This is a genomic window from Sorangium sp. So ce281, assembly GCF_051527395.1.
In the GTDB taxonomy this organism is placed as follows: domain Bacteria; phylum Myxococcota_A; class Polyangia; order Polyangiales; family Polyangiaceae; genus Sorangium; species Sorangium cellulosum_B.
Genome location: NZ_CP150322.1, coordinates 10,711,739 through 10,724,666, shown reverse-complemented (window position 1 = coordinate 10,724,666; position 12,928 = coordinate 10,711,739). Strand labels below are relative to the sequence as shown.

Annotated in this window: 8 protein-coding genes; 4 read left to right on the top strand and 4 right to left on the bottom strand. The window is 70.9% G+C overall.

The genetic code is table 11. The annotated features are described in order from the left end of the window. Positions 1-22 precede the first annotated feature (22 nt). The 4 genes from WMF27_RS41010 to WMF27_RS40995 all read left to right on the top strand — a co-directional run bounded on the left by WMF27_RS41010 (position 23) and on the right by WMF27_RS40995 (position 4,536). Positions 23-718, top strand: a complete 696-nt coding sequence (locus WMF27_RS41010) for a hypothetical protein (RefSeq protein ID WP_437763457.1) — start codon at positions 23-25, stop codon at positions 716-718. Beyond that, complete coding sequence (locus WMF27_RS41005) at positions 715-2,208, top strand: carboxypeptidase-like regulatory domain-containing protein (protein ID WP_437763458.1); 1,494 nt, start codon at positions 715-717, stop codon at positions 2,206-2,208. The genes WMF27_RS41010 and WMF27_RS41005 overlap by 4 nt, the downstream gene beginning before the upstream one ends. 30 nt (positions 2,209-2,238) lie before the next feature. Next, positions 2,239-3,111: a formylglycine-generating enzyme family protein gene (locus tag WMF27_RS41000; RefSeq protein ID WP_437943476.1), complete on the top strand. Its 873-nt coding sequence runs from the start codon at positions 2,239-2,241 to the stop codon at positions 3,109-3,111. A 183-nt stretch (positions 3,112-3,294) separates the two neighbouring features. Further along, positions 3,295-4,536, top strand: a complete 1,242-nt coding sequence (locus WMF27_RS40995; RefSeq protein WP_437763460.1) for a CinA family nicotinamide mononucleotide deamidase-related protein — start codon at positions 3,295-3,297, stop codon at positions 4,534-4,536. Positions 4,537-4,603: 67 nt separating this feature from the next. Here WMF27_RS40995 and clpB read toward each other — a convergent pair whose 3' ends face one another. The 4 genes from clpB to dnaN form a co-directional block, all read right to left on the bottom strand. Continuing rightward, on the bottom strand, positions 4,604-7,213 hold the full coding sequence (gene clpB, locus WMF27_RS40990) for an ATP-dependent chaperone ClpB (RefSeq protein ID WP_437763461.1): 2,610 nt from the start codon (positions 7,211-7,213) through the stop codon (positions 4,604-4,606). Positions 7,214-7,552: 339 nt separating this feature from the next. After that, positions 7,553-10,051, bottom strand: coding sequence for a DNA topoisomerase (ATP-hydrolyzing) subunit B (gyrB, locus tag WMF27_RS40985; RefSeq protein WP_437763462.1), 2,499 nt, complete (start codon positions 10,049-10,051; stop codon positions 7,553-7,555). A gap of 433 nt (positions 10,052-10,484) precedes the next feature. Further along, a complete protein-coding gene (gene recF, locus WMF27_RS40980; protein ID WP_437763463.1) occupies positions 10,485-11,636 on the bottom strand; it encodes a DNA replication/repair protein RecF in 1,152 nt (383 codons plus the stop codon). After that, positions 11,633-12,763, bottom strand: coding sequence for a DNA polymerase III subunit beta (gene dnaN / locus WMF27_RS40975; RefSeq protein WP_012240773.1), 1,131 nt, complete (start codon positions 12,761-12,763; stop codon positions 11,633-11,635). Before dnaN ends, recF begins: the two co-directional genes overlap by 4 nt. Between the last annotated feature and the right edge of the window lie 165 nt (positions 12,764-12,928).

The window sequence follows — 12,928 nt, the reverse complement described above, 5'->3', positions numbered from 1 at the left end:
CTCGGCCACGGCCGACGAGACCATGATCCGGGGTACTGACTCGCCGCTGGAGCGGCAGATCGTGCACTACGCCCGCTTCGGGGCGCCGCTCGCGGCGCTCGTCGGCGCCGGCGTCGCGGGGCTCGTCGCCGGGCCGCCCGCGGCGATCCTCGTGCTCGCGGGCGGCGCGCTCGTCGCCGTCATCGCCATCTTCTGGGCGAGCCTCCGCGTGCTGATCGGGGAGACCCCGCTGAGCGGCGCCGACGCGTACGCGATCGGCGCGCCGCGCGCGGAGGAGGAGCAGAAGCAGGCTGTCCTGCGCGCGCTCAAGGACCTCGAGTTCGAGCGGAGCGTCGGGAAGATCAGCGACGAGGACTACGCCGAGCTCGTCGCGAAGTACCGCGCCGAGGCGAAGCGGCTCCTCCGCCTGCTGGACGCCGACGCGCAGCCGCGGCGCGAGCAGGTCGCGGCGCTCGTGACGAGGCACCTCCGGCGCGCCGGGCTCCAGGACGACGGCGCGCCCAGGGAGCCGGACGAGGCCGCGGCGACGGCGGAGCCCGCGGCGACGCAGGGCGTGGCGTGCGGGGAGTGCGGCACGCTGAACGACGAAGACGCTGTGTTTTGCAAGAAGTGCGGGACGAAGCGCGCGCTCGGCGCGCCTCAGGACGACCCGGCTGCGACGGACGACGCCGCGGCCAGCGTCGATGAGGATGAGAACGACGGCAGGAGGGCCTCGTGATGCGCTGGACCGGGTGCACCGCGCTCGCCGCGATCGCCTCGCTGAGCATCACCGCCGCGCAGGCGGTGCAGGCGCAGCCGGCGGCGTCGGCGCAGCCCACGGCGGACAAGGCCGCTCCAGCGCAGCCCGCAGCGGGGGCGGCGGACGCAGGCGCGCCCGACGCTGCGAGCGAGCTCCCTCCGGGGCATCCCGAGGTGGGGCAGGGGCTGCCTTCGGGCCATCCGCCGGTGGGGAAGCCTCCCGCGGCGGATGCGGCCTCCCGGCGCGCCTCGGAGCAGCTGACGGGCCTGTTCGATGCGCCCGATGACACCGTCCAGGAAGACACGGGGCTCCCGCCCGGCGTCCTCGTGCTCACCGTGCAGGACGCGGACGGGAACCCTGTCCCTCGCATCTCCGTCGACGTCGACATCTTGCAGAGCTCGGTGGCGAAGGGCGACTCGCGCGAGCGCATCAGCCGAGAGACGGACGACGCGGGCACGGTCCGGCTCGAGAACCTCGCGATCGCCGGCGGCACGAGCTACGGCATCTCGGTCACGCGCGACGGCGGCACGTTCTCGATCCCGCATTTCGGGCTCAGCGCCGAGGCCGGAAAGCGGGCCGTGCTCCACATCTACGATGCCACGCCGAACGTGAGCGGCCTGATGGTCGGGACGCAGGGCATCGTCTACCTCCAGCTCCGGCAAGACGCGATCTCGGTGGAGCAGCTGTTCCAGGTCTTCAACCTCGGCCGCGTCGCCTGGCTGCCCAACGAGACGTTCGCGCTCCCGCGCGACTACAAGGCCTTCAACAAGACCGAAGGCATGGGCGAGGAGATGCGCTTCGACGAGGTCAAGGGCACCGGCGTGGCGCTGCGCGGCACCGTGAGCCCTGGCCGGCACGAAGGGCAGTTCCGCTGGCAGGTCCCGCTCCATGACGAAGAGCGCCAGACGATCCGCATCGAGCTGCCGCCGCGCATCGCCCAGATGCGGGTGATGGCCGAGGCGTCGAAATCGATGACGCTGACCGTCGCCGGCTTCCCCGCGGCCCAGCGCACCCAGAACCGCGACGGGAAGAAGATCCTGATCACCGAGATGGCGGGCACCCGCACGGAGGGCGGGATGAAGGTCATCGAGATCACGCTCGGCGGTCTGCCGACGCCGGGCGTGGGCCGGTGGATCGCGCTGGTGCTGGCCGGCGCGGCCGTGATCGGCGGGGCCGCGCTGAACCTGGTCCGGCGGCGCGACCAGGACCGCGGGCCCGACGACGAGGAGCGGCGGGAGCTGCTCGAGGCGCGGAACGCGCTGCTCGACGAGTTCGTCGAGCTCGAGCGCGCGCGGAAGCGGGGCGACGTCGGCCCGAAGACGTACGATCGCGTCCGTGCGGCGCTCCTCGACGCGCTCGCGCGCATCGTGGCCATGATCGAGGCCAGGCCGGCGCGCGGGAAGGCCGCCGGCGCGCGCGAGGCGGCCGGCGCGCTCAAGGCCGACGCCGCTGGATCGCCGCGCTCCTGAGGGGTGAGGGCAGCACCGGACGTCGGGCGGATGCCGGGGTGGAAGGCCGGCCTCGCCGCGGGCGCGGCCCTCCTGATCGGCGCCGTCGTCGCGCTCGCGCTCCATCGCGCGGAGCCGCCGGCGCGCTGCGCGCCGGGGATGGTCGCGCTCGGCCCGCGGTGCTGCGGCGAAGGCCAGCGCCTCGATGACGCCGGCCGCTGCGCAGGCGCGCCGAGGCGATGCGGCGCCGGCCTCACGGTGACCGCCGCTGGCTGCGTCGCGCCGGGCGCGGCCGTCCGCATCGCCGCCGGGACGCTGCGCCTCGGACCAAGCGACTGGGAGGCGCAGGGCATCGTCGACCCGCGCGCGGTGTTCGTCCCGGCGTTCTCGCTCGACGCGTTCGAGATCACCGAGCAACGCTACGCCGCTTGCGCCGAGGCCGGCGCGTGCGCCCCGCTCCCGCTGCGCGGCGAGCCCGGGGTCCCCGTCACGGGCGTCACCCTGGCCGAGTCGGCTCGGTATTGCGCCTTCGCGGGCGGGGCGCTCCCCTCGCGTGATCAGCTCGCCTTCGCCGCGGCGGGCGACGCGGGCCGGCGGTACCCGTGGGGAGACACCGGCGCGGTCTGCCGGCGGGCCGCCTTCGGTCTGCGAGCGGGCCCGTGCGGCTGGGGCGCGACGGGCCCCGAGCTCGCCGGCTCGCGCCCCGACGGCGCCGCCGTGCACGCGGGCGGCCGGGTGTTCGATCTGGCCGGCAATGTTGCCGAGTGGGCCGCCCCTGATCCGCTCGAGGGCGATTTCTCGGGAATTCACGGCGGATCATGGACGGATGGGGCCGCGACGGCGCTCCGCACCTGGAATCGTCGCCTTGTCCCGATATCCGTCCGAGCGCCGGATCTCGGCTTCCGGTGTGTCTATCCACCGTAGCGTGCGCGAGCGCGCCCCGCGCTGCGGCGGGGCGGGTGGGAGAGGGGAGGGGGTGGGGAATGGGGTGGGGGAGGGGGACAAGACCCATGGCGTGGGGGGGAACAAAACCGCCCCTTTCCGACCGCAAAACAATCCGGAAACGCGCTCCGGCGGCGCCGGATGGAGTTAGAGTCCCGAGTCCCAATGGCTGTCGCGCTTCTCTCGATCGGGACCGAGCTCACCCGCGGCGAGATCATCAACACCAACGAGGCCTGGCTCGCTGCCGAGCTCACCGCAGCGGGCTTCACGGTCAGCGAGTCCAGCACCGTCGACGATGACGTCGATCGCATCGTCGCCGCGGTCCGCCAGCTCGCGAGCGCGCACCGGCTGGTGATCGCCACCGGCGGCCTCGGCCCCACGACCGACGACCTCACCGCGAAGGCCGCGGCGCGCGCGATGGGCAGCGACCTCGTGCGCGACGAGAGCACGCTGCTCTCCATTCGCCGGCGCGTCGAGAGCCGGGGCAAGACGATGAACGCGGGCCACGAGAAGCAGGCCGAGGTCCCCGCCGGGTCGGAGATCCTGCCGAACTCGTCCGGCAGCGCGCCCGGCTTCGGCATCCACCTTGGCGATTCGACGGTGTTCTTCCTCCCGGGTGTGCCGCGGGAGATGAAGAGCATGTTCGCCGAGCAGGTGCTGCCGCGCGTGCGGCCGGCCGCGCCGAACAACACCTTTCAGGTCCGCCTCCGCACCTACGGCCTCCCCGAGTCCACGCTGGGCGAGCTCCTGAAGGGCGTGGAGGAGGCCTATCCCGGCATCACGCTCGGCTACCGCGTGCACTACCCGGAGGTCGACGTGAAGGTCCACGCCCGCGCCGCCACGCAGTCGATGGCGCACGAGCTGGCCTTGAAGGCGACGGCCGATGTCCGTGAGCGGCTCGGCACCGCCGTGTACGGGGAGGGGGGCGACGCCTTCCCGGAGATGGTCGGGCGTTCCGTGCGCGCCCGTGGCTGGAGGCTCGCCGTGTCGGAGTCGTGCACCGGCGGCCTGATCTCCCACCTGCTCACCAGCTATCCGGCGAGCGACTACCTCGTTGGCGCCGCGGTCACCTACGCGAACAGCGCCAAGACGCGGCTGCTCGGCGTCGCGGAGGACACCCTGCGCGGCCACGGCGCGGTGTCGGCCGAGGTCGCCGCCGAGATGGCGCAGGGCGTCCGCCGCCTCTGCGAGGTCGACGTCGCCATCTCCGTGACGGGCATCGCCGGCCCGACGGGCGGCACGGCGACCAAGCCGGTGGGCCTCTGCTACTGGGCTGTGTCGCACCCCGGCGGCCTCGTCGTGCGCGACCGCGTGTTCTCGGGGGATCGCGAGGAGGTCCAGCTCGGCGCGGCCTACGCCGTCCTGGACCTCCTCCGCCGCGTCGCCGGCAATCTTCCCGAGCGCTGACGCAGGCCGAGCGTTGACGCAGGCCGAGCGCTGACGCAGGCCGAGCGCTGACGCAGGCTGGCGAGCGTCAGTTCGGCGCCGCGCGCGTGAAGGTGAGCCCTCCGGCCCCGCGCTCGATCCGCACCGTGTCTCCCTGCTTGAACTCGCCCCCGAGGATCCGCTTCGCGAGCTCGTCCTCGATGCTCCGCTGGATGGCGCGCTTCAGCGGCCTCGCGCCGTACTGCGGATCCCACCCCTGCTCGATGAGGTAGCCCTTCGCCTCCGACGAGATGGTGAACAGCAGCCCGCGTCGATCCAGGCGCCTTCGCAGCAGCTCGAGCTGGATATCGACGATCTGCTCCATCTGCTCGCGCGCCAGCCGCCGGAACACGATGAGATCGTCGAGGCGATTCAAGAACTCCGGGCGGAAGTGCTTCCGCACCTCCTCGATCACGGCCCTCCTCACGAGCTCGGCCTTCTCGTCCGCCGGCAGGTTCGCTCGCTCCTCGATCGCCGCGGCCGCCGGCGTCCCGAGGTTCGACGTCAGGATGATGATCGTGTTCTTGAAATCGACCGTGTGCCCCTGACCGTCGGTCAGGCGTCCATCGTCGAGCACCTGGAGGAGCGTGTTCCAGATGTCCGGATGGGCCTTCTCGATCTCGTCGAACAGCACCACGCTGTACGGCCGCCGGCGCACCGGCTCCGTGAGCTGGCCTCCCTCCTCGTAGCCGACGTACCCGGGCGGCGCGCCGATCAGGCGGGCCACCGCGTGGCGCTCCCCGTACTCGCTCATATCGAGCCGCACCATGGCCCGCTCGTCGTCGAAGAGGATCTCGGCGAGCGCGCGCGCGAGCTCGGTCTTGCCGACGCCGGTCGGCCCGAGGAACAGGAACGATCCGATCGGCCTGCGCTCGTCGCCGAGCCCGGCCCTCGAGCGCCGGATGGCGTTCGACACCGCGCGGAGCGCGTCTTCCTGCCCGACGACGCGCCGGCGCAGCTCCTCCTCGAGGCGCAGCAGCTTCTGCATCTCGCTCTCGAGCATCTTGGAGACGGGGATCCCGGTCCATTTCGAGACGACCGCGGCGATGTCCTCGTCGGTGACCTCCTCCTTCAGGTAGCTCTGCTTCGACTGCACCTGGGAGAGCGTGGCGCGGATCGACTCGAGCTTCTTCTCGATCTCCGGGATCTTGCCGTAATGGATCTCCGCGGCGCGCCCGAGGTCGCCGGCGCGCTTCAGCCGCTCCTCCTCGAGCCGGAGCTCCTCGATCTGCGGCTTGAGCCGGCGCAGCTCGGAGATGAGCTCCTTCTCGCGCATCCACTGCGCCCGCATCGCGTCGCGCTGGCCCTGGAGGTCGGCGATCTCGCGCCGCACCTCGTCGAGGCGGACCTTGCTCGCCTTGTCGCTCTCGCGCTTGAGCGCCTGCTCTTCCATCTGCAGCTTGAGCAGATCGCGCTCGACCTGATCGATCGGCGTGGGCAGGCTGTCGATCTCCATGCGGATCTTCGACGCCGCCTCGTCGACCAGATCGATCGCCTTGTCGGGCAAGAACCGCTCGGTGATGTACCGGTTCGACAGGACGGCGGCCCCGACGAGCGCCGCGTCCTGGATGCGGATCCCGTGGTGGACCTCGTACTTCTCCTTGAGGCCTCGCAGGATGGCGATCGTGTCCTCGACGCTCGGCTGCGTGACGAGCACCTGCTGGAACCGCCGCTCCAGCGCCGCGTCCTTCTCGATCCGCTTGCGGTACTCGTCGAGGGTGGTCGCGCCGATGCACCGGAGCTCGCCGCGCGCGAGCGCCGGCTTCAGCATGTTGGCCGCGTCCATGGCGCCCTCGGCCGCGCCAGCGCCCACCAGCGTGTGGAGCTCGTCGATGAACAGGATGATGCGGCCGTTCGAGCCCTCGATCTCCTTGAGCACGGCCTTCAGCCGGTCCTCGAACTCCCCGCGGAACTTCGAGCCTGCGACCATGGCGGCGAGATCGAGCGCCGCGAGGGTCTTGTCCTTGAGCGACTCCGGCACATCGCCCGCGACGATGCGCTGCGCGATGCCCTCGACGATCGCCGTCTTGCCGACGCCGGGCTCGCCGATGAGCACCGGATTGTTCTTGGTGCGCCGCGAGAGCACCTGGATGACGCGCCGGATCTCCTCGTCTCGGCCGATCACCGGATCGATCTTGCCCTGTCGAGCGAGCTTCGTGAGATCCCGTGTGTACTTCTCGAGCGCCTGGAACTTCCCTTCCGGGTCCCGGTCCGTCACGCGCTGATTGCCGCGCACGGCCGCGAGCGACGAGAGGAGCTTGTCGTACGAGAGCCCCGCTCGCTCGAAGATCGATTGGATCTCCTTGTCGGCCTTGATGCCGGCGAGCAGGACGTGCTCTGTCGAGATGTACTCGTCCTTGAGCGCCTTCGCCTCGTCCTCGGCCTTCTGCAGGACCGTGAGCGCGCGCCTCGACAGGTTCGGCTCGGCGCCGCCGCTGACGCGAGGATAGGTGTCGATCTTCGCGTCGAGGAGGCGCAGCACGCCTGCGGGATCGGCGCCTGCCTTCTGCACCAGAGGCGCGCCGACGCCGCCGTCCTGGCTGACGATCGCCCGCACAAGGTGCTCGGGATAGAGCTCGGGGTTTCCCCGACGGCTGCCGAAATCGACAGCGTCTCGTATGGCCTCTTGGGCCTTCGTCGTCATTCGCTCGATTTTCATGGCCCCTCGAAGCTAAGGCGGGTGACCCGCCTAGCAAGGGGACGGTCAGGCAAGCGGCTTGCCAAAAATGCTGAAGCGCGCTGAAGCGCGCTGAAGCGCGCTGAAGGCCGCTGAGGGGACGCCGAAGAGGCGCTGAAGGGAAGCCGAGCGAGCGGGGCAGGTGAGCGATGCAGCGGCAGCGCCGTGTCAACCCCCGACCGTGCGCCTCGAGCGGGGGGTTCGACGCCCCGCACGCCCCCGCACGCCCGGGCGCGGCGCCGAGGCGCCCCCGCCCCCGGGGCGCAGGCGCCGCGCGGGGCGCGCAGGAGCCGCGCCCCGGCGACGCGGGAGGCGTGGGGCTCAGATATCGAGGTTCTTCACGTTGAGCGCGTTCTGCTCGATGAAGTTGCGCCGCGGCTCGACCTGATCCCCCATCAGGATCGTGAAGAGCTCGTCCGTCTTCACCGCATCGTCGATGCGGACCTGGAGGAGAGTCCGAGCGTCCGGGTTCATCGTCGTCTCCCAGAGCTCGTCGGCGTTCATCTCGCCAAGGCCCTTGTAACGGCTGATCGAGATGCCCTTCTTGCCGCGGTCCTCGATGTAGTCGACGAGCGACTCTCCGTTCTCGATGGTCTCCTCGCCGCTCGAGGTGCGCGCCCGGTACGGGGGCGCGCCGATGGACCGGAGGTCCTGCTCGATCGACCAGGCTTCCTGGTACTCCGGCGAGTTCACCAGATCCCAGTCGATGACGCTCTTTCGCGCGCTCGCGCCCGGGCGCGGCACGACCTCGATCCGGCTCGTCCCGTGCTCCGTGTCCCGGGGCGTCGACAGCGTGAGGGGGAACAGGTCCGGATAGCGCTGCTTCAGGTAGGCGCGGAGCTCGTCGGCGGCCGCGGCGACCTTCTTGGTCTCGCGCAGGTCGTCGCGCCCGAGCCCGCTGGACCGCAGCAGCGCCGCCACGATCCGCGCGTCACAGCGCTTGTCGATGTTGGAGAGCACGGCGCGGAACCGCTTGAGCCGCTGCGCCAGCCGGTAGAGCGGCTGGCCCGCGATGCCCGTCTGGGCGCCGCTGGCGACGATCTCGAGCCCGTCCACGGCGTTGCCCACGAGGAACTCGTCCAGGGCGCCCTGGTCCTTCAGGTACAGGTCCCGCTTGCCCTTGCGCACGCGGTAGAGCGGCGGCTGCGCGATGAACAGGTACCCCTTCTCCATGATCTCCGGCATCTGCCGGAAGAAGAAGGTCAGCAGCAGCGTGCGGATGTGGGAGCCGTCGACGTCGGCGTCCGTCATCAGGATGATCTTCTGGTAGCGGAGCTTGTCGATCTCGAAGCCGCCGGCGTCGTTGATCCCGCAGCCGAGGGCGGTGATCAGCGTGCCGACCTCGGCGGAGCTCAGCATGCGGTCGAGCCGCGCGCGCTCGACGTTCAGGATCTTCCCCTTCAGCGGCAGGATCGCCTGGAAGTGCCGGTCGCGCCCCATCTTGGCGCTGCCGCCGGCGCTCTCGCCCTCGACGATGTAGATCTCGCTCTTCTCCGGGTCCTTGGACTGGCAGTCGGCGAGCTTGCCCGAGAGCGAGGTCACGTCGAGCGAGCCCTTGCGGATCACCTCGCGCGCCTTGCGGGCCGCCTCGCGCGCCTTCGCCGCGACGACCGCCTTCTCGATGATCTTCTTCGCGCTCTGGGGGTTCTCTTCGAAGTACTGCCCGAGCTTGTCGCTGACGGCGGCCTCGACGATGCCCTTGACCTCGCTCGACACGAGCTTGGATTTCGTCTGCGAGTCGAACGACGGGTCCGGGTGCTTGATGCTGAGCACGCACGTCAGGCCCTCACGCGCGTCCTCGCCCTGCAGGCCCTGCTTCAGCTCCTTGAAGAGGTTGTGCGCGCTCCCGTAGCTGTTGATCGTCTTCGTGAGCGCGGCGCGGAGCCCTGTGAGGTGGGTGCCGCCATCCCTGTTGTGGACGTTGTTCGTGTAACAGAAGATGGCTTCCGTATAGGAGCCGTTCCACTGCAGCGCGACCTCCACGCCCACCGGCGGAGTCGTGGCGCTGCCGCGGCCGTTCGCGCCGTCGCCTGCGGCGCCGACCTCGTGCTGCGACACGAAGCTGATCACGTCGTCGTGAATCGGCTCCTTGGTCTTGTTGAGCAGCGACACGAACTCGGAGATGCCCCCCTTGTACTCGTAGATCTCCGCTCTCCCGTCGGGGCGCTGGTCGTGGAGGTGGATGACGAGCCCGGCGTTCAGGAACGCGAGCTCGCGCAGGCGGCTCGCGAGGATGTCGAAGCTGAACTCGACCGTGCTGAAGACGACCGGATCGGGCTTGAAGGTGAGCTTCGTCCCCGTCTTGTCCGTCACGCCGATCCCCTTGAGCGGCGCCTTCGGCACGCCCCGGGCGTACTCCTGAAACCAGAGCTTTCCTTCGCGCTTGATCTCGAGCTTCAGCCACTCGGAGACGGCGTTCACGGCGCTCACGCCGACGCCGTGCAGGCCCGCAGAGACCTTGTAGCTGGAGTTGTCGAACTTGCCGCCGGCGTGGAGGACGGTCATGACGACCTCTGCCGCGCTCACGCCCTTGGCGTGCATTCCGACCGGGATCCCGCGGCCGTTGTCCTCGATCGACACCGAGCCGTCGAAGTGGACGGTGACCCTGATCTCCGTGCAGGCGCCGGCGAGGTGCTCGTCGACCGCGTTGTCGATGGCCTCCCAGACCAGGTGGTGGAGCCCCGATCCGTCGTGCACATCGCCGATGTACATGCCGGGTCGCTTTCGCACCGCTTCAAGGCCTTCGAGCGCCGTGATGCTGTGGGCGTCATACGACGCCTTGGTGAGGTCGGTCGGCTGGCTCAGGGTGGGTTCCGTCATCTCGGTCCTGGTGGCGCGCCCGCCGCCTCTCACCGGGGGCGCAGAGCGGCGGAGGCCGCTCGGATTGCCGGAGTTCTTGCAGTGGAGGGGCCGGCTCGATGGCAGCTCGTCTGGTGAGACCCGGGCGCCGCGGCCGCGGCGCCGGATCGATTCCGGGGCCATGAGCGTTCACGCGCGGACCGCTCGTCGATGCCCCGTAAAGACTGCGGAAATGTAGCCGAAATCAGGGGCTCGGGCAAGCGTTTCGCCGGGCCCGGAAGGCTCGTAACACCGTATTTTCGGTGCCCGTCGCGGGCGCGTCCGGAGCATCCCAACTCGCGCGCTCCGGGACCGGGATCAACGCGTTTGACGGCGGTCGGGGCGCCGTCGGCCGGCGTTCGACACGCGCGCCGCGCGCCGCGGCGTCAGGCAGCCGGCGCGCCCGCGACGAACGTCAGCCGACAGCGCCGCTTTCGACGTGGAAATCGCGCCGCTCCGAGGAAGGTACGCCCGGCGTGACGATGAGCTCGCGCCGCGTGGTCGTCAGGAATACCTGTCCGCGCGCCATTCCGAGGAACATGAACAGCGCCGCGGTCCGGTCGGGATCGAGCTCGCTCGACACGTCGTCGAGCAAAAGGATGGGCTCTACGCCCCGGACGGAAGCGATGGCAGCGGTCTCTGCTGCTTTGAGCGCGAGCGTGAGGGCCCTGTGCTGGCCCTGGGAGGCGATCACGCGGGCGGGGTGGCCATCGAGCTCGAGCAGCAGGTCGTCTCGGTGGGGGCCGTAGCCCGCGCTCGGCCGGTGCGCGTCGCGGCGGCGCTGCTCGCGCAGCGCCTCGCGCGCCTGCTCGGCGTCGCCGCTGCCGCCCGGCGTGTACCGCGCGGCCAGGGTCAGGTCGGGCGCGGCGATGCGGGCGAAGGCGTGCGTGAGCTCCGGCGCCAGCGCCTGGACGGCGGCCTCGCGGGCGCGGGTCAGCGCCGCGCCATGGAGGGCGCACAGCGCCTCGAACGCGTCCAGCTCGGCGCTCGCCTGGGCCTGCGCGCCCCCGCCGCGGTGGAGCAGCTCGTGGCGCGCGCGGAGCGCCTGCGCGTAGCGGGCCCGGTGGTCGGCGCTCTGCGGGTCCATGAAGAGCGCCAGGCGATCGAGCAGCGTGCGCCGCGCGCTCGCGGGCCCGGTGGACAGCGCGAGCTCCTCCGCGTGGAAGGCGACGACCGGCGATCGCGTCGCGAAGCTCGCCAGGCTCGGGGGCCGGTTGCCGTCGATCCGCACGACGCACCGCTTGTTCTCCACGGCGGCGGTCTGCTCGCGCGCGAGCGGCTGCAGCGCGTCCCGGCGCTCGACGAAGCGCGCCCGCGCGCTCGCGATGGGGGCGCCGTGGCGGACCAGCTCGGCCAGCCGGTGGGTGCGGAAGCTCCTCGAGGTCGCGGCGAAGTAGATCGCCTCGAGCAGGCTCGTCTTGCCCTGCCCGTTGTTGCCGGCGATCACGTTGATGCGCGGCGCGGGCTCCACGTCGACGCGGCCGAGGTTCCGGAACTCGCGGACGTGGAGCCGCTCGAGGAGGAGGCTCGGGGAGGGCCCCTCGGGCTCGTCGGAGGGCGCGCTCAAATCCGCATCGGCATGATGACGGCGACGTAGCTCTGCTGGTTCGACTCGCTGCCGGGCCGGATCACGGCGGGGTCGAGCTCGCCGGAGATGCCGAGGATGACCTCCTCGTCGTCGATCGAGGCGAGCACGTCGAGGAAGTACTTCGCGTTGAAGCCGATGGTGACCTCGGGGCCGCTGTAGTCGACGGCCACCTCGTCGAAGCCGGCGCCGGTGTCGGGGCTCTCGCTGGTGATCCGGAGCGTCCCCGGCGCGATCGACAGCTTGACGCCGCCGGTGCGGTCGTTGGCGGCGAGCGCGATGGCGCGGAGGGCCTCGGCGAACGCGACGCGGGGGGCGCGGACCGAGCGCTCGGTGACCGACGGGATGACCTGCTGGTAGGGCGGGAACTGCGCGTCGACGAGCTTCACCGAGAACTGCATCCCGGCGATGTTGAAGAAGGCGTTCGGCCCGCTCTGGGTGATGGCGACCATCGGGGTCTCCTTCTCGGCGCGCGCCTCCTCGGCGAGGCGGCGGAGCTCCGTGATGGCCTTGAGCGGGATGAGCATGGTGGCCGTCGCGGAGCTGCCCGACACGGTCGCCTCCATCTTGGAGAGGCGATGGCCGTCGGTGGTCACCATCCTGACGCGATCGCCGGCCCACTCGAACAGGGCGCTGTTCACGTGGGCGCGGGTCTCGTCGGTGGAGATCGAGAAGTGGGTCCGGGTGATCAGGAGCGCGAGCTGCTCGACGGGGAGCTCCAGCGAGGGCGCGTCCACCGCCGGGGCGGGCAGCTGCGGGAACTCCGAGCCGGGGAGCCCGGGGAGCGTGTAGCGCCGGGGCGATCCCACGGCCTTGAGCGACGTGTGCGCGCCCTCGGTGGTGGTGATCTGGATCGGGCCATCGGGCATGGCCTTCACGCGCTCCAGCAGGTCCCTGGCCGGGACGGCGACGGTGCCGCCGGTCTTGATGTCGGCGTGGGTCTGGCCGGTGACGCCGAGGTACAGGTCGGTCGCGGCGACGCGGACCGCGTTGCCCTCGGCGGCGAGCAGGACGTTGGCGAGCGCGGGCATCGCGCTCTTCTTGTCCGCCACGCCTTGGCAGCGCGCGACGAGGCGAAGCAGATCTTTCTTGGGGATCACAAGGTCCATAGCCGACTCCGGAGCTGCTCCCTTTAGCAGGGTTATCGCCCGGGGGTGCGCTGGAAATGAGCGCTCGCGTGACCTTGCGCAACGCCTCTTCTTTCCATGAAATAGATAGATAAAGACATCGTCTTCGTCGTAGGCGCTGTGGAGGGCGGGGATAACTCAGAATGT

Coding starts and splice junctions, on each gene's coding strand:
- gyrB (WP_437763462.1), bottom strand. CDS start 10,051: ATGACGGAACCCACCCTGAGCCAGCCGACCGACCTCACCAAGGCGTCG.
- WMF27_RS41000 (WP_437943476.1), top strand. CDS start 2,239: ATGCCGGGGTGGAAGGCCGGCCTCGCCGCGGGCGCGGCCCTCCTGATC.
- WMF27_RS41010 (WP_437763457.1), top strand. CDS start 23: ATGATCCGGGGTACTGACTCGCCGCTGGAGCGGCAGATCGTGCACTAC.
- clpB (WP_437763461.1), bottom strand. CDS start 7,213: ATGAAAATCGAGCGAATGACGACGAAGGCCCAAGAGGCCATACGAGAC.
- dnaN (WP_012240773.1), bottom strand. CDS start 12,763: ATGGACCTTGTGATCCCCAAGAAAGATCTGCTTCGCCTCGTCGCGCGC.
- WMF27_RS40995 (WP_437763460.1), top strand. CDS start 3,295: ATGGCTGTCGCGCTTCTCTCGATCGGGACCGAGCTCACCCGCGGCGAG.